This window comes from Alteromonas sp. 4NH20-0104, assembly GCF_057547795.1.
In genome coordinates, this window is the sequence record NZ_BAAJLP010000008.1 from 139,825 (window position 1) to 161,221 (window position 21,397).

A 21,397-nucleotide genomic window follows, 5' to 3' on the forward strand; every position below is an offset into this window, starting at 1 on the left:
TTGCCTGATCACCAATCTGACTATTCAGCTCGAATAGCTGGTTAGTCAGTCTAAAACTGCGGATGCTGATTGATGCCAGAAACAGCGTGGAAATTGAAGCGAATCTATACTTTAGTTTAGTATTTATGGTTGGTAGTATGCTGAATAGGTTCGAAATTTAGTGTGGCCGGCCGTTATTATAACGTCTCTATTTGTTGTAATTCAGGAATAATTTTCTAAGCTTAGTATCGGGCTGGATTATTAGCGGCTGAATAGTAACCGTAAATTTTAGCAGGACGCATCAGACACCTCATGTTGGAAAAGGTATCCGAACTCGAATTTATCAATATTGCTGAGCAAGCAGTTTTGAAGTCAAACTGCTCAGGCGTTGCCGTGTTCACGCTGAATGCGCATTGCACACCTGACACTCTTCTATTCCTGATGACTAATGGTGACATTGTTGAGGCGGGGGATTTTACCTTGTCGTTTGAACAGTTTGATCGCCATAGCCAGGCAATACAAAACGTTGAAACCCTGCAGGTAAACAGCCTTGATCTCCTCGAAAATAACGTCGGGATAGGCAAGGTTTTACTGCTCGAAGACACAACCCCTGTGGGGGTGCTGGTGTTGCTGTTAAACAAAGGGAATAAAGCCTCGCCCCTTGCGGAGATGGCCATGGAGCTGGCCTCAGAACGCCTTAAACTGGCTCTGGAACGGGCTCACACTTATAAATGCCCGGTTATCAGTACCAACACTCATTTAAACCAGAAGCTTGAGCTACTTAACGAAATTGGTTCTATTTCAAAAACCGGCGGTTGGGAAATCGAACTTAGCACGGGGGTAATTACCTGGACCGATGAAATGTTTCGGATTTACGGCTTACCTCACGGCTCGCCGGTCTCTATTTCAACGGCTATGGCGTTCTTTCCACCGGAAACCAAAAAAGCCATCATGGCATCTTTTGACAAGGTGGTAACTGAAGGCCGGGAATATTGCCATGAAGGCTTCCTGCGCCGCGCCGATGGCAAGGTGTTGCGCATTAAAGCCACCGGTAAGCCCCGTTACAGCGGGAATAAGGTTACACAGGTATTTGGCGCGCTGGAAGACATCACCGAACAGTACCGGTTACTGGAAACCGAATACAATTATGCGGCCTACCTTACTGCTATCCTTGACAATTTAAACGACGTGGTCGTCACCATTGATACCAGCGGCACCATCATTACCGCTAATAAAACAATGTCGACAATCTTCGGTTATGAACCCGAGGAAATAATGGGCCAGGATGTCAGTATTCTGATGCCTGAACCGTATGCCAAATACCATAGCGAATTTCTTAAGCACTATCTGGAAACCGGCCGCGCTAAAATCATTGGTGTGGGGCGTGAGCTCCCCGGGTTACATAAATCCGGCCGGGTGTTTCCGATTGAGTTATCGCTTTCCGAGGTGGTACAGGATGGCCAGCGTCAGTTTATCGGTATTGTTAAAGACATAACTGAACGTAAGAAGGCCATGGAAGAAATCTATAAGACGGCCTATTTCGACGATCTTACCGACTTACCTAATATGCGGTCTTTTGAAATGGATTTAACCCGGGTGCTGAAACAGGCGTCGTCTCAATTCAATGCTCTGGATATTTATTGTTGCCTGATCGATATGGATAACTTTACTCAGTACAACCTGAGTTTTGGTAAGCACGTGGGCGATAAAATTCTGGCTACGATAGCCGGGCGACTCAGTGCCACAATTGAAGGCGATTTAAAGGTATATCGTGGTATCGGCGATAACTTCCTGATCCTTTCCACTGCGCCAGTAGACGGTGAAAATAGAGAAAATGAAAATATAATCAATGCCCTGGAGTGGGAAGTTCATAAAGCCATTGTGACACCTATAGCGGTAGAAGATTTAGTTCATACGGTAACCGCCGCTATTTCGTCGTGTCGGTTAGAGGCATCCAAAGCCAGTTATGAAAAGGTCAATGGCGTTTTGTCCTTTGGCAAAAAACGCGCGAAGAAACAGGGGCCGGGCAGCGTGTTGACACTGGATAAAGCGGCTTTTGAAGATTATAACCGTTACAACACCATTACCCATTCATTCCAGCGCGCTTTGCAGAACAACGAATTTTACCTCATGTTGCAGCCTCAGTTTAATGCCGATAACGAGGTGATAGGTTCGGAGGCCCTCATCCGCTGGGAACACCCTGAATTAGGCATGGTCAGTCCGGTGGAGTTTATTCCGGTGGCGGAAGAAAGTGACGCTATCATTGATATTGGCAACTGGGTGATCAATGAAGCGTGCCGCTTGCTTTATGAATGCGAGCAGCATGGCAAGCAAACCCGCATTGCAGTGAATATTAGCGGTCGCCACATTGTGCGGGCAGACTTTGCTGAAACCATAACGCAGCTTATTGAGAAGTGGAATTTAACGCCGGAAACATTGATGCTGGAAATAACCGAAACCACCCTGGTATCGAGCATTGACCTGGTTCGTGAGCGAATGGATAAACTGGGCGAACTGGGCTTTTCATTTTCTATTGATGATTTTGGTACCGGGTACTCAAGCCTGAGTTACCTGAAAGAATTACCCATTTCTGAGTTGAAGATAGACCGTTATTTTGTTGACGAAATTAACTTCCATGATGATGAAGTGCCGATCGTGAATTCCATTATCGATTTGTCTCACGCTCTGGGGGTGAGCAGCGTGGCAGAAGGGATCGAAAATGAATTTCAGCGTGAGTACCTGCGTCAGCGCGGATGTGAATTTTTTCAAGGTTATTTCTACTCCCGTCCGCTACCTGAAAAAGCCTGGCGTGACTTTATTATGACCAGTCCGTTTAGTAAAATTGATTTAGATTAAAAAAAGCGCAATTAGCCTAAAGTTGTCGACATATAAGCCAATGGTCGTATGCGCAAACGGCCCATTTTCTATTACTGTAATAGCATGTAGAAGTTTTCAATGAAGATTTCAAGCCACATAATAATAGTGTAGGAAGTGAATTTGTATGTCATATCAAGCCGAATATCAGCGTTCAATTGAACAACCCGCCGAGTTTTGGGCTGAGCAGGCCAAAGCTCTCCCCTGGTTTAAAGCGCCGCAGGACATTCTCACCCAGGACAACGACGGAATTTATCACTGGTTTGAAGACGGTGAGATGAATACTGCTTATATGGCGGTTGATTATCACGTTGAGAATGGCCGGGGCGATCAACCCGCTATTATCTACGATTCACCGGTTTCCAATAGCAAGTCAGTACTTACCTATGCCCAGCTGCAGGAACAGGTGGCTCTGTTTGCCGGGGTATTAAAAGCCCAGGGCGTGGAAAAGGGCGATCGCGTAGTCGTTTACATGCCCATGATCACCGAAGCTGTGGTGGCCATGCTGGCGATTGCCCGTTTAGGCGCCATTCATTCAGTGGTGTTTGGCGGTTTCGCGCCCCACGAACTCGCCGTTCGAATTGAAGACGCTGAGCCAAAACTGATAGTGACGGCGTCATGTGGTATCGAAGTGGCTAAGGTGATTGAGTATAAGCCGCTTGTCGACAAAGCCATTGAGCTTTCAGCGCATAAGCCTGAGTGTTGTGTTGTGCTACAGCGCCCTCAAGCCAAAGCGGCTATGCATGCAGGCATGGATATCGACTGGGCAGAAGCCATGGCTGGCGCTACACCAGCCGATTGCGTGGCGGTTAAAGGCACGGATCCGCTGTATATTCTGTATACCTCTGGCACCACGGGTAAACCAAAAGGTGTTGTGCGTGAAAATGGCGGCCATGCCGTGGCATTAAAGTATTCCATGACGGCGGTTTACGACATGCAACCGGGCGAAGTGTTCTGGGCCGCATCCGATGTGGGTTGGGTTGTGGGTCACTCCTATATTGTTTACGGCCCGCTTCTGCATGGTTGCACTACCGTTGTTTACGAAGGCAAACCTGTACGCACACCTGATGCCGGCGCATTCTGGCGAATGGTAGATGAATACAAAATTAAAGCACTTTTTGCAGCGCCTACTGCGTTTCGGGCGATTCGTAAGGAAGACCCGGAGGCGGCAGAAATTAAAAAATACGACATCTCTTCACTGAAAACGATCTTTATGGCGGGCGAACGACTCGATCCGCCTACTTATCTTTGGACCGTAGATAAAACCGGTAAACCTGTCGTTGATCACTGGTGGCAAACCGAAACCGGCTGGGCTATCTGTGCCAACCTGATGGGCGTTGAGCCCAAACCTGCCAAACCCGGCTCATCAACACTGCCGACACCCGGGTTTAATGTTCAGGTGCTGGATGCCCGTGGAAACGAGTTGCCAGCTGGAGAGCAGGGCGCTATTGCGATTAAGTTACCTTTACCACCGAGCTGTCTGGCAACCATCTGGGGCGACTTTGAACGCTTCAAGTCAGGTTACCTTAGCGACTTCCCGGGCTATTATTGCTCCGGTGATGGCGGCTATAAGGATGACGAGGGCTACGTGTTCATTATGGGCCGTACCGATGATGTGATTAACGTGGCCGGACACCGCCTATCGACCGGTGAGATGGAAGAGATCCTGGCAGCGCACGACGCGGTGGCAGAATGCAGTGTTATTGGTGTGCATGATGCGTTGAAAGGGCAGGAGCCGGTTGGTCTGGTATTACTTAAAGATGGCTACGACATCGACGAGGATGATCTGCAAAAAGAACTGGTGGCGATGGTGAGAAAAGAAATTGGCCCTATTGCCTGCTTTAAGCGCGCAGTGGTGGTGCCAAGGCTGCCTAAAACCCGGTCAGGCAAAATACTGCGTAAGCTATTACGCCAGATTGCTTCTAACCAGGAAGTGGCGGTGCCCTCAACTATTGACGATCCTGCCAGCGTGCCCGAAATTGAAGCGATAATGAAAGAGCAGGGACTGGTGAAATCCGGCACTGACTAATGGGCAACAGTTCAACATCTAAGTGGCTTCTGTTCGTTCTTCGGAAGTTGCTTTTTTAGCCGGCGCAAGCCGGCTTTTTTCTTTGACTTCCCCGCCACCCGCTTGCAAAATGCAGCCTCGTTCCGAGACGATGGTGAGTAGTAGTGATAGCGTCTTTAACCACGCCTGTCAGCGATTTGCTGGCGGGGTATTTTAATGAAATGAGCCTGATGCTAATGGCAACCCTGCTGGTTGTTTATGGCGACATCATCAACAAGCAGGTTAAACGCAGCCTGAGTGGGCTGCACTTTATATTGCGCAGCGGATTATTTGTGTTGCTGTGTGCTTTCGGATACGGCGCTTTAACGCTTTATGGCGCGCCACTGCTTCATCATATCTCTAAGTTTGTAGCCTATGAGTATCGCGGCGTTGCGTTTATTCTCGCTTTTATTGCGTTAGGCCTGGCCGCAGAGCGAAGACGCTATATCTGAGTAGAGGATACAAACCGCTTACATGCTGCGCTGTCGCGTCAACAAATCCAAGTGGCTGGTAATGGAGAAAACTCCACGACGAGACGTCTGAGACAATAAGCCAGGAAAGTATGATGTATGATTCATCAGCTCACTTGCTTCCCAAAAACAATGGGTTATTTTAACTCAGCGACTTGATTATTAAGTCGTTGCAATAGGTTTATCAGGGTTTCTTTTTCCTCTTGCGATAGCACCTCAAGCAGCCGTGTCTCACGCGATAATGCGACCTTAATCATATGACTATGTAATTCAGTACCCCGCGCGGTGAGTGCAATCAGTAAGTGACGACTATCTGCTTTACTCTTGGCCAACGTCACCAATTGTTGATTTTTTAGGTTTTTAACTGTTCTGCTTACCAGTGCTTTATCTAGCCCAATGACGCTGCAGATATAATTGGCAGTGATATTATTTTCTACTGCCAGTAACGCAATAATTCGCCATTCTACAATGCCTACGCCGAACTCTTTGCGATAGAGATTTGAGGCGCCTGCTGACAATTTATTCGCCAGAAAGGTAATCAAACCGGGTACATAGCGCTCAAGATCAAGCTGTGTAGGGAGAGTGGGATTTCTGTCGGACATACATTTAAACCTCGTAAATTCAATATATTACTTCTTTCTAATTATTAAATATAGTGCGTACAGTTGACATATCAACTGATTTTTAAGTAAGCTATTGTTAATAGTTTATTAATAATTTATTGATAGTTTGTTTGGGTTGCGAGGGTAAAATGATAGACGTTGTAATTTCTGAGCACGAAAAGCTCTCTGATGCAGTTTTAAAATTGACACTTTCTGCGTTGAAAGGAGAACAGCTGCCAGAATTCAAGGCCGGGGCTCACATCGATGTAAGAGTTAATGACTCCATCGTCAGGCAATACTCGATTTGCAGTGCAGCTTCTGCGAAGGATGCCTACAGCATTGCTGTGCTGAATGATCCAAACTCCCGTGGCGGTTCGATGCACATACACCGCGAGTTTAAAGCAGGTCAGATTGTCCAGATCTCTGCACCACGCAACCTTTTTGAACTGGGTGAGCATTCTGCGCCGGTGCTGCTTATCGGGGCAGGAATAGGCATCACACCCTTATTATCAATGGGGTATACCCTGGCCGAGCGTGGCCAGGACTTCACAATATGTTACTTGCATAAACCGGCTGAGCATGTGGCATTTCAGTCTGAGTTACTCAGCGAGCCTTTTGCCGGCAAATCAGTACTTATTCCCGCGGTCAATCGGCAGACTACCCGTCAGCAACTTAAGTCGCTGATTGGTGAATATCAGGACGGACAGCATGTTTATACGTGCGGCCCGGCTGGTTTCATGGAGTTGGTTTTTGAACTCGCAGATGTACAAAACTGGCCGTCGCAGTCGTTACACAAGGAGATGTTTCAAAATGATGTTGATAATTCTACTGATGCGGATAAGAGTTTTACGTTACATCTGACAAAATCAGCTTGCAGTGTGCAGGTGAGTGCCGAGCAGACTGCGCTGGAAGCCCTTGATGAAGCGGGTATTGAGATTGATGCAAGTTGTGAGCAGGGGGTATGCGGGACATGCCTTCTGAAAGTGGTTGACGGTAAAGTCGACCACCGGGACGCATACCTTACTGAAGAGGAGAAGCGGCTGCATAACCAGTTTACCCCTTGCTGTTCGCGAGCCTTGTCCTCTTCACTTTCTATAGAACTTTAACTGACTCAAGCAGAGGCGCATATGACTGTTCATATTCAGCAACCCAATAGCACTGAAACCTCCACGGATGGCACTCGTCACTCCTTCCCATTAGCGCGGTGGTATGTAGCCGCGTTGAGTAAAGAGGTTAAGTCGGACCCAGTAGGCAAGACGTTATTAAATGAACCATTGGTTATATTCAGAACTGAAGATGGTCAGGTTCATGCCCTCGAGGACCGCTGTTGTCACCGTTTTTTACCTTTGTCTTCTGGAAGCGTAGAGGCGGGTGGATTACGCTGTGGATATCACGGACTGCTTTTTAACGGGGACGGAAAATGTATTGAAATACCGGGACAGGATAAAATTCCCTCTCGGGCTAAGATCCACCGTTATGTGGTTAAGGAACAAGATGAGATTGTGTGGATTTGGTTTGGCAGCGAAGCCACCAGTGAGCCTGCCAGCGAACCACCTCGTTATCAAATTCATAGTGATTCAGGGTTTTACTTTGACGGTGATGTTTACCACTATCAAGCACCGTATCAGTTAGTCCATGATAACCTTTTGGATCTCAGTCATTTAGGTTACGTTCACCTTAAAACCATTGGCGGTAATGCAAAGATTCATATGAATGCGCCAATGGAAGTGACTCAGGAAGGTGAAAGTGTAAAGGTCGTGCGGCATATGCTTAATTCTGCGCCTCCCCCGACCTACAGTGCTGCGTATCCATTCGGCGAGTCGATTGATCGCTGGCAGGAAATTGTTTTTTACCCCTCACATTTGGAGATCTGGACCGGTGCAGTGAATCACAATACTGATTCTGTTCGCGACCCTGACAGAGGCGGTTTTCACATGCGCGGATTTCACGGTCTGACGCCGGAAACAGAGGAAAGTTGTTATTATTTTTGGACCATTGCCAGTAACCCCAGTTCGAACATCGAAGCGGTGATGGAACAAATCGTTAACCAGACCAAGTACACCTTCGATGAAGACAAAGAAGTGATTGAGGCGCAATATAAAAACATGAAACGATTTCCGGGCAAAAAAACCATTGATATTCATGTGGATGTGGCGCCGAACCGCGCGCGGCGTATCGTAGAGTCGTTGAAACAATCCCAGGCTGTCGGCCAGGTCTGAGGGAGTGGCTGCAGAGCGAGGCTCGCTCTGGCAGTTTTTTCAGATGAGTTTGTTGATGAAGACCTGATAGGAAAAAACGAGCCTGATTCAGCTTGTTTTTCTCAATCAGGCTATAGCATTTATAACAATGCGTTCCAACTTAGCGTGCGAGCCTCGAATGCCATTGTAGCAATTGCCGGTTAGACCTGAAGTCTCCTATGGTAAGGTTTCTAGACAGTCCACTTAACCTTTTCACAATATTCTCTGCTCAAAATACCCGGTAAACGCGGTATGATGGCGCTGTGTAATTAAAAAACTTATCAAACATGAATCAGCAATCGTTAGAAAACCGGGAACAAATCAGGGTTATCGTACAGGCAATCAAAGCCGAAGAGGCGATGCTGCGCAGCAAATGTCGTTTTCTGGCATTTCAAAACACATTAGGCATGCTGCTGCTCGTACTGTCTTTGAGTAGCATGATCGTCCTGGGGGCTTTGTATTATTTTGCCGTCATTCCGGTGTGGTTAACGGTACTGAGTATAGCGGCAGTTGCCTCGGTTTCTCATGAATTGGAGCATGACCTCATTCATCGTCAGTATTTTAAAAATTCGCCATTTGTGCGCAACCTGATGATGTTAATTGTGTGGCTAATGCGGCCAAATACAGTCAACCCTTGGTACAGAAGAAAAATTCATCTACATCACCATCAGCATTCAGGCACTTCACAGGATCTCGAAGAACGCCTGGTGGGCAACGGCGTTAAAAACCCAATAAAAAGGCTGCTGGTGATTGTTGATGGTTTAGCGGGCTTGCTGTTGTTTCACAAAGTGTATAAAAAAGAAATTAACGGGTTTAGTTTTGCAACTGTGTTTCACGCTGGTTTCCCCGTTACCACTGCATACTTTTTGGTGCTCTACAGTATGATAATTTACCACATACTGAACCTGTTCACGCCAATGGAGCAATACTTACCCTCGGCCTTCGGGCCGGTTATTCACTTATTTGAATTTTTAATGGTCGTGCTAATTTTGCCGAATATTGTGCGGTCTTCATCGTTAAATTTTATAACGTCTTCCATGCACTATTACGGCGGTGTTACCAATATTCATCAGCAAACCCATGTAATAACCAGCAAATGGTTTTTACCTTTTCAGCTGTTTAGTTTCAACTTCGGCCAAACCCATACCATACACCACTTCGTTCCAAACCAACCTTTCTACATTCGCCAATGGATTAGCAAGAAGATAAATAAGGTGTTAAAGCAGCAAGGCGTAAGGTTTAATGACTTTAAGAGTTTGCGAAACGCCAATGCTTACCCAGTATAAAGACTGATGGGGCAGATCTGTTTGCGCAGTAGCTGATTGCCTTCAACGACTAACCTGAAGACGTTCTTAAGTAGTGGCAGACTATACTCGCGCACTACCGTCCGGTGGGAACTCACCATAAAATCTCGTTAAGTTGAATACAGGCGTCAGGGGGGGCGGCTTATTCATAGCGTCGATAGCTAGTGCCGTCGTGAATAAGTGAAAAGCCCGCTTAATTCACGGGCTGGATAGCGTGTTTAATAATACATATCCGCATCCACAGCCGGGGCGGGAGGCGCAATCTCAATGGCGTAGTACATTGCGGCAATCACAATGATGACCAGAACCACCGCAAGCAGGAGTCTGGAAGATGTTATTCCCGGCTCGGTGGTTGGCTTTTTGCCGTGCACCATGGCAGGTACTAATAACTGCTTTTTAAATCGGGCATAAAATACTACTGCGATAATATGCAGCGCAATTGCCGCCAGCAGAATGTTGAAAGCAGTATGATGAATGGTGTTCATGGTGTCGCGGGTGGCTTCGGAGACGGCATCGTAATAAGGCCCGTTATTGATAATATCGTCGCCGATAAATAAGCCGCTGATGCCCTGTAGCGCCACTAACAGCAGCAGCAGTATTACCATCCAGCCGCCCATAGGGTTATGCCCGGCGTGTTCTTCCGAGTTAGGATTTGTTACGGTTTTCGCGTAGGAAAGCACTTTGCCGGGGCCGGCTAAAAACTGGCTGAAACGGGCGTAGGTGGTGCCTAAAAATCCCCACAGTAAGCGGAATAAAATGAGTCCCAGCGTGAAATAGCCAATTTTAAAATGCCAGGCAATGGCATCAAATACCTCGGCGGTAAGATACTGCGCTACGATGCACGCTACCAGCAGCCAGTGGAAGAGGCGGGTTGGAATATCCCAGATAAGACGTTTTTCCATTTCAATAAGTCCTGTAGAAACCTGTTTGCTCAAAGTGATAATTTACATTTCGGCTTAATGTGACTTCATTGAACCCAGACACGTGTCAAAGTTCAACCATTTGTGGGTTTTCATCTGCCCGGCTATCAGGCACAATTCGCCCATCAACAGTCACATTGCCCGGAAAACTGTTCCCTACAGTCAACCAAGGGCATCTAAAATAAGCAAGCAGGTTTTCGATGAAAGTAGGTCTTTTTGGCGCCAATGGTCGCATGGGACGGGTATTAATAGAGGCCCTGAATGAACATGACACGGCAACACTGAGCGTGGCATCGGTTCGTGATGACTCTCCGTGGGTTGGCATGGACGTGGGTGAACTGGCTGGCATCGGTAAACTGGAGGCAGCCTGCAGTGCGTTATCCTCGATCAACCCTGCAGAGGTTGACGTGATGATTGACTTTACTTTACCGGCAGCGTTCGACAGCAACTTACAGTGGTGTGTAACGAATAATAAACCTGTGGTCATAGGGACTACCGGGTTATCTGCCGCGCAGTTAAACTTGCTGGCCGATGCCGCAACTAAAATTCCGGTAGTATTTGCTGCAAATTACAGTGTTGGGGTGAATTTAATGTTATCCCTGGTAAAACAGGCTGCCCGCGCACTGGGGGCAACAGCGGATATCGAGATTCTGGAGGCGCATCATCGCTTCAAACAGGATGCGCCATCGGGCACCGCTATGGCGATTGGTGAAGCCATTGCCGATGAACTTGGCCGCGATCTGTCGGCTTGTGCGGTTTATGGTCGTGAGGGCAAGACACCGCCGAGAGACCACAATACCATTGGTTTTGCTACGGTAAGAGCCGGTGATGTAGTTGGCGAACATACAGCATTGTTTGCCGATATTGGCGAACGTCTTGAGATTACCCACAAGGCCTCCAGTCGCTTGACTTTTGCCCGTGGTGCCGTGCAGGCGGCGATGTGGTTATCGCAGCAGAATGCCGGTCAGTACGGCATGAATGACGTATTGTCTTTAAATTAATAATAAACATAAAACGGCAGAACAACGGCTATATGAATTGTTGTTTTGGCTTGTTTGCGTGATTTTGATGCTTAACGGTTTATTTTGATGAATTTTCCAGATCGGAATAGACCTTTAAAGTCTCTTAAGCTATAATCCACGGAATTTGCCAAAAATTAGTGTTTAGACCGCTATTACAGCGCCTAAACACATATTCATTAGCTGCAAATTTTAGTAAACGGGATGTAAATGTGACGTTACCTCCCGTTTTTTGTGAGTGTTGTTTAAAACTCTCGGTTATCCTTAATTTGGAGGTTGACTTGGCTAATTCCGCCCTTCTGGTCTTAGAAGATGGTTCTGTGTTCAAGGGTACTGCTATCGGTGCTCAAGGTATGTCAGTTGGTGAAGTTGTATTTAATACATCAATGACCGGCTACCAGGAAATTCTGACCGACCCTTCTTACGCTGAACAAATTGTTACTCTTACGTATCCCCATATCGGCAATACCGGTACCAACCAGGAAGATGTTGAATCTGACAAAATCTGGTCTAAAGGTCTGGTTATAAGAGATCTTCCTCTCGTTGCCAGTAATTATCGAAACGAACAAACACTGTCTGATTATCTAAAAGCCAACAATGTTGTGGGCATTGCCGATATCGACACCCGTCGTTTAACGCGTATTTTGCGCGATAAAGGCGCTCAAAACGGTTGCATTATCTGCACCGACGCGCTGGACGAAGCGGCGGCGCTGGAAAACGCCAAAGCGTTCCCCGGCCTCAAAGGAATGGACTTAGCGAAAGTGGTATCTACCACACAAACCACCGAATGGACCAGCGGTGTATGGGAGCTTGAGGGCGGCTACAAAGACGGTGCTGATTATAAATACCATGTGGTTGCTTATGATTACGGTGCCAAACACAACATCCTGCGCATGTTGGTAGACCGTGGTTGTAAACTCACACTGGTACCTGCCCAAACGTCTGCTGAAGACGTACTGGCGATGAATCCCGACGGCGTGTTCCTGTCGAACGGCCCGGGTGATCCGGAGCCTTGTGACTACGCCATTGAAGCGATTAAAACTATCGTCGACACCGGACTACCTGTATTTGGTATTTGTTTAGGCCACCAGTTACTGGCGCTGGCCAGTGGTGCCAAAACCGTGAAAATGAAGTTCGGTCACCATGGTGCCAACCACCCGGTGAAAGATCTGGAACGTGACGTAGTAATGATCACCAGTCAGAACCATGGTTTCGCGGTGGATGAATCAAGCCTGCCGGATACGCTTAAAGTCACGCATATTTCCTTGTTTGATAAATCCCTGCAGGGCATTCATCGTACCGACAAACCGGCGTTTAGTTTCCAGGGTCACCCTGAAGCGAGCCCGGGTCCGCACGATGCAGCTGCATTATTTGATCACTTCATCGACTTAATCGAACAGTCAAAGCAGTAGGAACTTGCCCCAATGCCAAAACGTACCGACCTAAAAAGTATCCTAATCCTCGGCGCCGGGCCTATCGTTATCGGTCAGGCCTGTGAATTTGACTATTCAGGTGCCCAGGCGTGTAAAGCCCTTCGTGAAGAAGGCTACCGCGTAATTCTGGTTAACTCTAACCCTGCCACTATCATGACCGATCCGGAAATGGCCGATGCCACGTATATCGAGCCAATTCACTGGGAAGTAGTGCGCAAGATTATCGAAAAAGAACGTCCTGATGCGATCCTGCCTACCATGGGTGGCCAGACAGCACTCAACTGTGCACTGGATTTGAACCGCGAAGGCGTGTTGGATGAATTCAACGTAGAGCTGATTGGCGCTACGGCAGATGCCATCGACAAAGCGGAAGACCGCGAGCGTTTCGATAAAGCCATGAAATCAATTGGTCTGGAATGTCCGCGTGCGGAAATCGCGCACACTATGGAACAGGCTCACGATGTATTAAGCCGCATCGGCTTCCCGTGTATCATTCGCCCGTCATTCACTATGGGGGGTACCGGCGGCGGTATCGCCTACAATATCGACGAGTTCAATGAAATCTGTACCCGTGGTCTGGACTTATCGCCCACCAACGAACTGCTAATCGATGAATCATTGATTGGCTGGAAAGAATACGAGATGGAAGTGGTCCGCGATAAAGCCGACAACTGCATCATCGTTTGTACTATTGAAAACTTTGACCCCATGGGTGTGCACACCGGTGACTCTATCACTGTGGCCCCAGCACAAACCTTAACCGACAAAGAATTCCAGATTATGCGTAATGCAGCCATGGCTGTACTGCGTGAAATTGGTGTGGAAACCGGCGGTTCAAATGTACAGTTTGGTGTCGACCCACAAACTGGCCGCCTGGTTATTATTGAGATGAACCCACGGGTATCCCGTTCCTCTGCGCTGGCCTCAAAAGCAACCGGCTTCCCGATTGCCAAAGTAGCTGCCAAGCTGGCAGTAGGTTACACTCTGGATGAACTGGCTAACGACATTACCGGTGGTTTAACGCCGGCGTCTTTCGAGCCGGCCATCGATTATGTCGTCACTAAGATCCCACGCTTCAACTTTGAAAAATTTGCCGGTTCTAACGACCGTCTGACTACCCAGATGAAATCTGTGGGTGAAGTGATGGCGATTGGTCGTAATCAGCAGGAATCACTGCAAAAAGCATTACGTGGTCTGGAAGTGGGCGCTGCCGGTCTGGATCCGATCCTCGACCTTGACGATCCGGAAGCACAGAGCAAACTGGTTTACGAATTACGTCAGCCTGGTGCTGAGCGTATCTGGTACATCGGCGATGCCTTCCGCTCCGGCATGAGCGTTGAAGAGGTCTTTAAACTGACTAATATCGACCGCTGGTTCCTGGTTCAGTTAGAAGAGTTAGTGCAGCTTGAGCAGAAAGTGACTGAGCTTGGTGTGGCCAACATCGACGAAAATCTGATGAATACCTTAAAACGTAAAGGTTTCTCTGATGCCCGTCTGGCTACCCTTACGTCAGTGGCGGAAAGTGACGTGCGCGATCTGCGCTTAGGCATGGGCATTAAGCCAGTGTATAAGCGGGTTGATACCTGTGCAGCGGAATTTTCTACCAGCACCGCTTACATGTACTCAACCTATGATGAAGAATGCGAAGCAGCGCCGTCAGACCGGGATAAAATCATGGTCCTCGGTGGCGGTCCTAACCGTATCGGTCAGGGTATCGAGTTTGATTACTGCTGTGTACATGCCGCGCTGTCTATGCGTGAAGACGGTTATGAAACCATCATGGTTAACTGTAACCCGGAAACCGTATCTACCGACTACGACACGTCAGACCGACTGTATTTTGAACCGGTAACGCTGGAAGATGTACTCGAAATCGTTGCGGTTGAGAAGCCCAAAGGCGTTATTGTTCAGTACGGTGGCCAAACGCCGCTCAAACTGGCCCGTGCGCTGGAAGCCAACGGTGTACCGATTATTGGTACCTCGCCTGAAGCGATTGACCGTGCCGAAGACCGTGAGCGTTTCCAGCAAATGGTGAACAAACTGGCGCTGAAACAGCCTGCTAACGCAACCGTTAGCAACATGGAACAGGCGCTTGAGAAAGGCAAGGAAATCGGCTTCCCGCTGGTGGTTCGTCCTTCTTATGTACTGGGTGGTCGTGCGATGGAAATCGTGTACGACTTGAAAGACCTTAAACGTTATCTGAATGAAGCGGTAAAAGTGTCTAACGACTCACCGGTTCTGCTCGATCGTTTCCTCGATGATGCCATCGAAGTGGACATCGATGCCGTATGTGACGGCACCGACGTAGTGATTGGCGGTATCATGGAGCATATCGAGCAAGCGGGTGTACACTCCGGTGACTCGGCCTGTTCACTGCCGCCGCATTCATTACCCAAGGATATTCAGGATGTTATGCGCGAGCAGGTTAAAGCCATGGCGCTTGAACTGGGCGTAATCGGCCTGATGAACACCCAGTTTGCGATTAAAGATGGCGAAGTGTACCTGATTGAGGTTAACCCTCGTGCGGCGCGAACCATTCCGTTTGTATCCAAAGCTACCAGTGTGCCACTGGCTAAAATTGCAGCCCGGGCAATGGCGGGTAAAACACTTAAAGAACAGGGCTTTACTGCGGAAGTTATTCCACCGTTCTACTCTGTGAAAGAAGTGGTACTGCCGTTCGCTAAATTCCAGGGGGTGGATCCACTGTTGGGGCCGGAAATGCGCTCAACCGGTGAAGTCATGGGGGTCGGTGACACCTTTGAAGAAGCCTATGCCAAAGCCAACCTCGGTGCTGGTGCGCCATTGCCCGCTTCAGGTAAAGCGCTGTTATCAGTGCGTCAAACCGACAAGCCTAAGTTGGTAGAGCTTTCTAAAGCGCTTATCGCGAAAGGCTTCACCATTGAATGTACCAGTGGTACCGCGGAATCACTGCGCGCCCAGGGCATTGAGGTGTCGGTGGTGAATAAGCTGTCAGAAGGGCGTCCGAATATTGTCGATGCGATAAAGAATGGTGAATATTCTTATATCGTTAATACAACGGAAGGTCGTCAGGCGATTACCGATTCTGTGTATATTCGCCGCGAAGCGCTGGTGAACAAAGTCACTTATACCACCACGATGAACGCCGCCTTTGCTACCGTACAGGCTAAATCGGCTGACGATCGCGGAAAAGTGACTTCGGTTCAGGCACTGCACGCCAGAATAAACGGATAATGACAAAAAGAAGGATTCTGTGTATTCTTCTCTAACGCATTAATTCGTTATTAACTATTGAAAAGTGCGCCCACCGGGCGCATTTTTTTGTTTCAAGCAAAACATATTCAGGTAAGTGAGAATAACAACATGACTCAATATCCTATGACTGCACGTGGTGCTGAGATGCTTCGCGAGGAGTTGAATCAACTTAAATCGGTAGAGCGTCCTAAAATCATCGCTTCGATTGCCGACGCCCGTGAACATGGCGACTTAAAAGAAAATGCTGAGTACCATGCTGCCCGCGAACAACAAAGTTTCTGTGAAGGCCGTATTCAGGACATCGAAGGTAAGCTGTCTAACGCTCAGATTATTGATGTCACCAAGATGCCTAACAATGGAAAGGTTATTTTTGGTGCCACGGTAACCATTATTAACGTTGATAACGATAAAGAAACGACTTATCGCATTGTTGGCGATGATGAAGCGGATATTAAACAAAACCTGATTTCCGTTAATTCACCCATTGCCCGGGGTCTGATTGGTAAAGAACTGGATGACATGGTGAACATTCAAACGCCGTCTGGTGCGGTGGAATATGAAATCATCGAAGTCGAATACCTTTAATCCTCTCTAAGAGCTGCTTTCGCAGCTCTTATTTTTTGTACTGCCTGGTTCTGTTTCCTGCACTAAATGGATTTTTATGAAAGACACCAAGACCGACGAAATTCAAACCCTCGACTCCAAAGTGGTTTATCAGAATCGCTGGATGACGGTTCGCGAGGATAGCATTGGCCGCGAGGATGGCTACCGGGGAATTTACGGTGTCGTGGATAAGCCCGATTTCGTAGTGGTGATAGCGCTGGACGGTGACGATGTTTACCTGGTCGAGCAGTACCGCTATCCTGTGAAGGGCCGTCATCTTGAATTTCCTCAAGGGGCTAAAGAGGGCGCGGAAACCTTTGACGCACTGAGTGTTGCTAAGGCCGAATTAAGAGAAGAATGCGGTTTGCTGGCAGCCGACTGGCAGTATGTAGGAGAACAATTCTTAGCTTATGGGATGTGTTCCCAGCGCTACCACATCTTTGTGGCCAAAACGCTCACCAAAACGGCTCAGGCACTGGAAGAAGAAGAGCAGGGGCTTACCGTGCATAAACTGCCTCTGGCCGAAGTAAAAGCACGTATCATTAACGGTGAGATGATGGATTCAACCACCTGCAATGCCTTTGGCCTGGCAACGCTGAAAGGGTTTATCTGATGACCGTTGCCACGCAGGTGGACATTAGCGTTGATGACCTCACCGGCGGCGATGTGATTGCGTTGCTCGAAGAGCATCTGGCGGATATGTATGCCACTTCTCCTCCTGAATGCGTTCACGCTCTCGACGTTAGCAAGCTCAAGGCGCCGGAGATTACCTTTTTCGCCGCGCGCTCAGACCGCAGGTTGTTGGGTTGCATTGCACTTAAGCACATCAATCCGCTGGAAGCTGAAATAAAGTCCATGCGCACACCCGCCAATGCGCGTCGTACCGGTACCGGCAAATTATTGCTCGAGCACCTTATCCGGTTTGCCAGTGACGCCGGCTATCAAACCCTGTGGCTGGAAACCGGCAGCATGGAATTTTTTGCCCCGGCGAGGCAACTGTATCAGCGCTACGGCTTTTCGTTTTGTGGACCATTCGCCGATTATCAACCCGATCCCAATAGCTGTTTTATGTGTAAAACGCTGTAACCGGGAATCTTCACACGCCTTAGCCATGGGAAAATAAATTTTCCATTAATTCAGATCAAGCATTGCTTCGCTTTGTCTTGCCTTCAACAGTGCGCTCCAGCACACTGATTAACAGGCGATATATTAACCAGTTATACACCCTATAAACACTGCTTATGGGTTATGCAATGAATACGGATTGTTAATATTGTGTGATCCTGTTATTCACTGAATTTATACACCCCATAAGTCAAACTTAATTTTATGCACTAAATAGAATATATATTGATATTTAGTCGTAAAAAATGATTTTTTATGCAATTCAAACAGTTGTTTATATTGTGTTTTAGCAACTGCCGTGATACTAATCTGTTTCCAAAATAATGCCCGGGAAAAGCAATGACTACACCAATTTCAGGATTACTAATGGAAGCCGGCAATTTGCTGCTGGTCGGAATGGGCTTTGTTTTTGTGTTTCTGACAATTCTCATTTTCGCGGTGAACGCACTCAAGGCTTTTTGTGAGCGTTTCCCTGGTCAGGAGCCTCAGGCGCCAGCAAGAGCGTCGGGCACGAAAGCCACTTCAACAGTTGCTGCCGATACTAACGTTATCGCTGCCATATCTGCTGCTGTGCACGCGCACAGAAACGCAAAGAATAAATAACACACTTTAGGAGAACACATGTCTAAGCCACTGGCGATTACCGAACTGGTGCTTCGGGATGCGCACCAATCACTGTTAGCCACCAGAATGCGTCTGGAGGATATGCTCCCCATCGCTGAAAAGCTTGATAATGCGGGTTATTGGTCAATCGAGTCCTGGGGTGGTGCTACCTTCGATTCCTGTATACGTTATCTTGGCGAAGATCCCTGGGAGCGTATTCGCGAATTAAAAAAGGCCATGCCTAAAACCCCGCAACAGATGTTGCTGCGTGGCCAGAACCTGTTGGGCTATCGTCACTATGCGGATGACGTAGTGACCCGCTTCGTTGAGCGAGCCCACGACAACGGTGTCGACGTGTTCCGTATCTTTGACGCCATGAACGATGTGCGCAACCTGCAAACGGCGATTAAAGCGGCTGTGGATTGCGGTGCCCATGCCCAGGGGACTATTTCCTATACGGTGAGTCCGGTTCATAACCTCGAACTGTGGCTGGATATGGCGAAACAGCTTGAGGACATGGGGGTTCACTCAATTTGTATTAAGGATATGGCGGGCCTGCTTAAGCCCTACGAGTGTGAAACCTTAATCACCGAGCTGAAGAAAACCGTTGAGGTACCCATTGCCATGCAATGTCACGCCACAACCGGTCTGAGTACAGCAACGTATCAGAAGGCCATTGATGCCGGCATTGATATTCTGGATACCGCTATTTCATCCATGAGTATGACTTACGGTCACTCTGCCACTGAAACTATGGTATCTATTCTGGAAGGTACTGAGCGTGATACCGGACTGGATTTACCCGAACTGGCTGAGATTGCTGCGTATTTCCGTGATGTACGGAAAAAATACGCCAAGTTTGAAGGCAGCCTGAAAGGCGTGGATGCGCGCATTCTGCTGGCTCAGGTGCCAGGTGGTATGCTAACCAACATGGAAAGCCAGCTGAAAGAGCAGGGCGCAGCTGATAAGTTTGACGAAGTGCTGCAGGAAATCCCGCGGGTTCGTGAAGATCTGGGCTTTATTCCTCTGGTCACACCGACGTCGCAAATCGTTGGTACCCAGGCGGTGTTAAACGTCCTCACCGGCGAACGTTATAAGAGTATTTCTAAAGAAACCGCAGGCGTACTGAAAGGCGAATACGGTGCTACCGCTGCGCCTGTTAACAGTGAACTGCAAGCGCGGGTACTGGACGGTGGCGAGGCGATTACCTGTCGTCCGGCCGATCTGATTGAGCCGGAACTGGAAAAACTCGAAACTGAACTCGATAGTCTGGCCAAGGAAAAGTCGATTACTCTGGCCAAAGACAAAATCGACGATGTGCTGACCTATGCACTGTTTCCACAAATTGGCCTTAAATTCCTTGAAAACCGCAATAACCCGGATGCATTTGAACCGGTTCCAACCGGCGAAGAAGCCGCGCCAGCTGCACCGGCAGCCAGCGCCCCGGCATCAGCATCAGAAGCGGCTGTTTATGATGTTCGTGTAGACGGCAAACTGTACAGCGTTGAAGTCGGCGCTCAAGGCGAACTGGGGGCTATTACGCCAGCAGCGTCTGCTCCTGCTCAGGCGGCAGCGCCTGCAGCCCCGGCACCATCGGGTCAAACCATTAACGCGCCGTTAGCCGGTAATGTGTTTAAAATCCTGGTTTCGCCAGGCGATCAGGTGGCCAACGGCGACGTTGTAATCATTTTGGAAGCAATGAAAATGGAAACCGAAATTCGCAGTGCGTTTGACGGTACAGTGTCTTCAATTCAGGTAAAAGACGGCGATGGCGTTTCCAGCGGTCAGCCTCTGATCAGTTTGGGTTAAGCGGCCATGGAACAATTAGCCATACTATGGGACAGCACGGCGCTGGCCCATTTTCAAGCGGGCCAGCTAATTATGATGGCAGTAGGCGGACTACTGTTGTATCTGGCGATCGTTAAAAAGTTTGAGCCATTACTGTTATTTCCGATAGGGTTTGGCGCCTTACTGACTAACATTCCGCTGGCGGGGTTCACCGAGCCTGGCGGTCTGTTGTATTACATCTACGAAGTGGGGATCCACTCCGGCGTTTTCCCTCTGCTCATCTTTATGGGCGTGGGAGCAATGACCGACTTTGGCGCGCTGATAGCCAATCCGCGAATGCTGCTGCTCGGTGCGGCTGCGCAGTTTGGTATCTTTGCCACGCTGTTCGGGGCGATTGCGCTTAATTTTATTCCGGGTTTTGATTTTTCCCTCAAGGACGCCTCGGCAATCGCTATTATTGGCGGAGCTGACGGGCCTACGGCGATATTCCTCGCTTCCCGGCTGGCGCCGGACTTGCTGGGTGCTATAGCGGTTGCTGCGTATTCTTACATGGCGCTGGTACCAATTATACAACCACCCATTATGAAAGCGCTGACCACCCCGGAAGAGCGTAAAATTGAAATGGCGCAGTTACGTCACGTTTCAGCCAAAGAGAAGATTTTATTCCCGCTGGCAGTGCTGTTCCTGACCATTCTGTTCCTGCCTTCGGCAACCCCACTGGTGGGTATGTTCTGCTTCGGTAACCTGATGAAAGAATGTGGTGTGGTCGATCGCCTGAGTAAAACCGCTCAGAACGAACTCATCAATATCGTCACCATCTTCCTGGGATTAGCGGTAGGCTCCAAGCTGTCTGCAGATAAATTCCTGACGGTGGAAACACTCGGTATTCTGGGACTGGGGGCGGTGGCCTTCGCTATCGGCACCGCAACCGGTGTACTGATGGCTAAGGCGATGAGCAAAGCCAGCGGGGGAACCATTAATCCTCTGATCGGTGCGGCAGGCGTGTCGGCGGTACCCATGGCCGCGCGGGTGGTAAACAAGGTGGGTCTGGAAGCAAACCCGCATAACTTCCTGTTAATGCATGCTATGGGACCTAACGTGGCTGGCGTACTGGGTTCTGCCGTGGCGGCAGGGGTACTGCTGGCACTGGTTGGTTAGG

Annotated in this window: 17 protein-coding genes; 15 read left to right on the plus strand and 2 right to left on the minus strand. The window is 48.6% G+C overall.

What is annotated here, in order from left to right:
- Positions 1-291: 291 nt before the first annotated feature.
- From AC27IB_RS08080 to AC27IB_RS08090, 3 genes are all read left to right on the plus strand, one after another.
- Positions 292-2,835, plus strand: a complete 2,544-nt coding sequence (locus tag AC27IB_RS08080) for a bifunctional diguanylate cyclase/phosphodiesterase (RefSeq protein WP_296050688.1) — start codon at positions 292-294, stop codon at positions 2,833-2,835.
- 145 nt (positions 2,836-2,980) lie between these two features.
- A complete protein-coding gene (locus AC27IB_RS08085) occupies positions 2,981-4,882 on the plus strand; it encodes a propionyl-CoA synthetase (RefSeq protein WP_296050684.1) in 1,902 nt (633 codons plus the stop codon).
- A gap of 143 nt (positions 4,883-5,025) precedes the next feature.
- Entirely contained in the window at positions 5,026-5,352 is a 327-nt protein-coding gene (locus tag AC27IB_RS08090) for a DUF3392 family protein (protein ID WP_296050681.1), read from the plus strand.
- 155 nt (positions 5,353-5,507) lie between these two features.
- Here AC27IB_RS08090 and AC27IB_RS08095 read toward each other — a convergent pair whose 3' ends face one another.
- The gene (locus tag AC27IB_RS08095; protein ID WP_296050680.1) at positions 5,508-5,972 is read right to left on the minus strand and encodes a MarR family winged helix-turn-helix transcriptional regulator; all 465 of its coding nucleotides are present in this window, start codon (positions 5,970-5,972) and stop codon (positions 5,508-5,510) included.
- Positions 5,973-6,121: 149 nt separating this feature from the next.
- Here AC27IB_RS08095 and AC27IB_RS08100 point away from each other — a divergent pair, with 149 nt between their 5' ends.
- From AC27IB_RS08100 to AC27IB_RS08110, 3 genes are all read left to right on the plus strand, one after another.
- Positions 6,122-7,078: a PDR/VanB family oxidoreductase gene (locus AC27IB_RS08100; protein ID WP_296050678.1), complete on the plus strand. Its 957-nt coding sequence runs from the start codon at positions 6,122-6,124 to the stop codon at positions 7,076-7,078.
- Between the two features lie 21 nt (positions 7,079-7,099).
- Entirely contained in the window at positions 7,100-8,191 is a 1,092-nt protein-coding gene (locus tag AC27IB_RS08105) for a Rieske 2Fe-2S domain-containing protein (protein ID WP_487120156.1), read from the plus strand.
- Positions 8,192-8,496: 305 nt separating this feature from the next.
- Positions 8,497-9,495, plus strand: coding sequence for a fatty acid desaturase (locus AC27IB_RS08110; protein WP_487120158.1), 999 nt, complete (start codon positions 8,497-8,499; stop codon positions 9,493-9,495).
- Between the two features lie 236 nt (positions 9,496-9,731).
- Here AC27IB_RS08110 and AC27IB_RS08115 read toward each other — a convergent pair whose 3' ends face one another.
- On the minus strand, positions 9,732-10,415 hold the full coding sequence (locus AC27IB_RS08115; RefSeq protein WP_487120160.1) for a cytochrome b/b6 domain-containing protein: 684 nt from the start codon (positions 10,413-10,415) through the stop codon (positions 9,732-9,734).
- Positions 10,416-10,633: 218 nt separating this feature from the next.
- On the opposite strand from AC27IB_RS08115, the gene dapB reads away from it, so the two are divergent.
- From dapB to AC27IB_RS08160, 9 genes are all read left to right on the plus strand, one after another.
- The gene (dapB, locus tag AC27IB_RS08120) at positions 10,634-11,434 is read left to right on the plus strand and encodes a 4-hydroxy-tetrahydrodipicolinate reductase (RefSeq protein WP_296053089.1); all 801 of its coding nucleotides are present in this window, start codon (positions 10,634-10,636) and stop codon (positions 11,432-11,434) included.
- A 299-nt stretch (positions 11,435-11,733) separates the two neighbouring features.
- Positions 11,734-12,864 (plus strand): glutamine-hydrolyzing carbamoyl-phosphate synthase small subunit, encoded by a 1,131-nt coding sequence (gene carA, locus AC27IB_RS08125; protein WP_296053087.1) that lies wholly within the window; start codon positions 11,734-11,736, stop codon positions 12,862-12,864.
- Between the two features lie 12 nt (positions 12,865-12,876).
- Complete coding sequence (gene carB, locus AC27IB_RS08130) at positions 12,877-16,098, plus strand: carbamoyl-phosphate synthase large subunit (protein WP_296053086.1); 3,222 nt, start codon at positions 12,877-12,879, stop codon at positions 16,096-16,098.
- A gap of 129 nt (positions 16,099-16,227) precedes the next feature.
- On the plus strand, positions 16,228-16,704 hold the full coding sequence (greA, locus tag AC27IB_RS08135) for a transcription elongation factor GreA (RefSeq protein ID WP_487120177.1): 477 nt from the start codon (positions 16,228-16,230) through the stop codon (positions 16,702-16,704).
- Positions 16,705-16,780: 76 nt separating this feature from the next.
- Entirely contained in the window at positions 16,781-17,335 is a 555-nt protein-coding gene (locus AC27IB_RS08140; RefSeq protein ID WP_487120163.1) for an NUDIX domain-containing protein, read from the plus strand.
- Positions 17,335-17,808, plus strand: coding sequence for a GNAT family N-acetyltransferase (locus AC27IB_RS08145; protein ID WP_487120165.1), 474 nt, complete (start codon positions 17,335-17,337; stop codon positions 17,806-17,808). Before AC27IB_RS08140 ends, AC27IB_RS08145 begins: the two co-directional genes overlap by 1 nt.
- Before the next feature lie 378 nt (positions 17,809-18,186).
- Entirely contained in the window at positions 18,187-18,450 is a 264-nt protein-coding gene (locus tag AC27IB_RS08150) for an OadG family protein (protein ID WP_296052253.1), read from the plus strand.
- An 18-nt stretch (positions 18,451-18,468) separates the two neighbouring features.
- Entirely contained in the window at positions 18,469-20,259 is a 1,791-nt protein-coding gene (gene oadA, locus AC27IB_RS08155) for a sodium-extruding oxaloacetate decarboxylase subunit alpha (RefSeq protein WP_296052251.1), read from the plus strand.
- Positions 20,260-20,265: 6 nt separating this feature from the next.
- Positions 20,266-21,396, plus strand: coding sequence for a sodium ion-translocating decarboxylase subunit beta (locus AC27IB_RS08160; protein WP_296052249.1), 1,131 nt, complete (start codon positions 20,266-20,268; stop codon positions 21,394-21,396).
- Position 21,397: the final 1 nt, after the last annotated feature.

What these genes read in the sequence shown, in the direction of transcription:
- AC27IB_RS08085 (WP_296050684.1), top strand. Translation starts at nt 2,981, where the DNA reads ATGTCATATCAAGCCGAATATCAGCGTTCAATTGAACAACCCGCCGAG.
- oadA (WP_296052251.1), top strand. Translation starts at nt 18,469, where the DNA reads ATGTCTAAGCCACTGGCGATTACCGAACTGGTGCTTCGGGATGCGCAC.
- AC27IB_RS08140 (WP_487120163.1), top strand. Translation starts at nt 16,781, where the DNA reads ATGAAAGACACCAAGACCGACGAAATTCAAACCCTCGACTCCAAAGTG.
- greA (WP_487120177.1), top strand. Translation starts at nt 16,228, where the DNA reads ATGACTCAATATCCTATGACTGCACGTGGTGCTGAGATGCTTCGCGAG.
- AC27IB_RS08105 (WP_487120156.1), top strand. Translation starts at nt 7,100, where the DNA reads ATGACTGTTCATATTCAGCAACCCAATAGCACTGAAACCTCCACGGAT.
- AC27IB_RS08100 (WP_296050678.1), top strand. Translation starts at nt 6,122, where the DNA reads ATGATAGACGTTGTAATTTCTGAGCACGAAAAGCTCTCTGATGCAGTT.
- AC27IB_RS08095 (WP_296050680.1), bottom strand. Translation starts at nt 5,972, where the DNA reads ATGTCCGACAGAAATCCCACTCTCCCTACACAGCTTGATCTTGAGCGC.
- AC27IB_RS08160 (WP_296052249.1), top strand. Translation starts at nt 20,266, where the DNA reads ATGGAACAATTAGCCATACTATGGGACAGCACGGCGCTGGCCCATTTT.
- AC27IB_RS08115 (WP_487120160.1), bottom strand. Translation starts at nt 10,415, where the DNA reads ATGGAAAAACGTCTTATCTGGGATATTCCAACCCGCCTCTTCCACTGG.
- dapB (WP_296053089.1), top strand. Translation starts at nt 10,634, where the DNA reads ATGAAAGTAGGTCTTTTTGGCGCCAATGGTCGCATGGGACGGGTATTA.
- AC27IB_RS08145 (WP_487120165.1), top strand. Translation starts at nt 17,335, where the DNA reads ATGACCGTTGCCACGCAGGTGGACATTAGCGTTGATGACCTCACCGGC.
- carB (WP_296053086.1), top strand. Translation starts at nt 12,877, where the DNA reads ATGCCAAAACGTACCGACCTAAAAAGTATCCTAATCCTCGGCGCCGGG.
- AC27IB_RS08080 (WP_296050688.1), top strand. Translation starts at nt 292, where the DNA reads ATGTTGGAAAAGGTATCCGAACTCGAATTTATCAATATTGCTGAGCAA.
- AC27IB_RS08150 (WP_296052253.1), top strand. Translation starts at nt 18,187, where the DNA reads ATGACTACACCAATTTCAGGATTACTAATGGAAGCCGGCAATTTGCTG.
- AC27IB_RS08110 (WP_487120158.1), top strand. Translation starts at nt 8,497, where the DNA reads ATGAATCAGCAATCGTTAGAAAACCGGGAACAAATCAGGGTTATCGTA.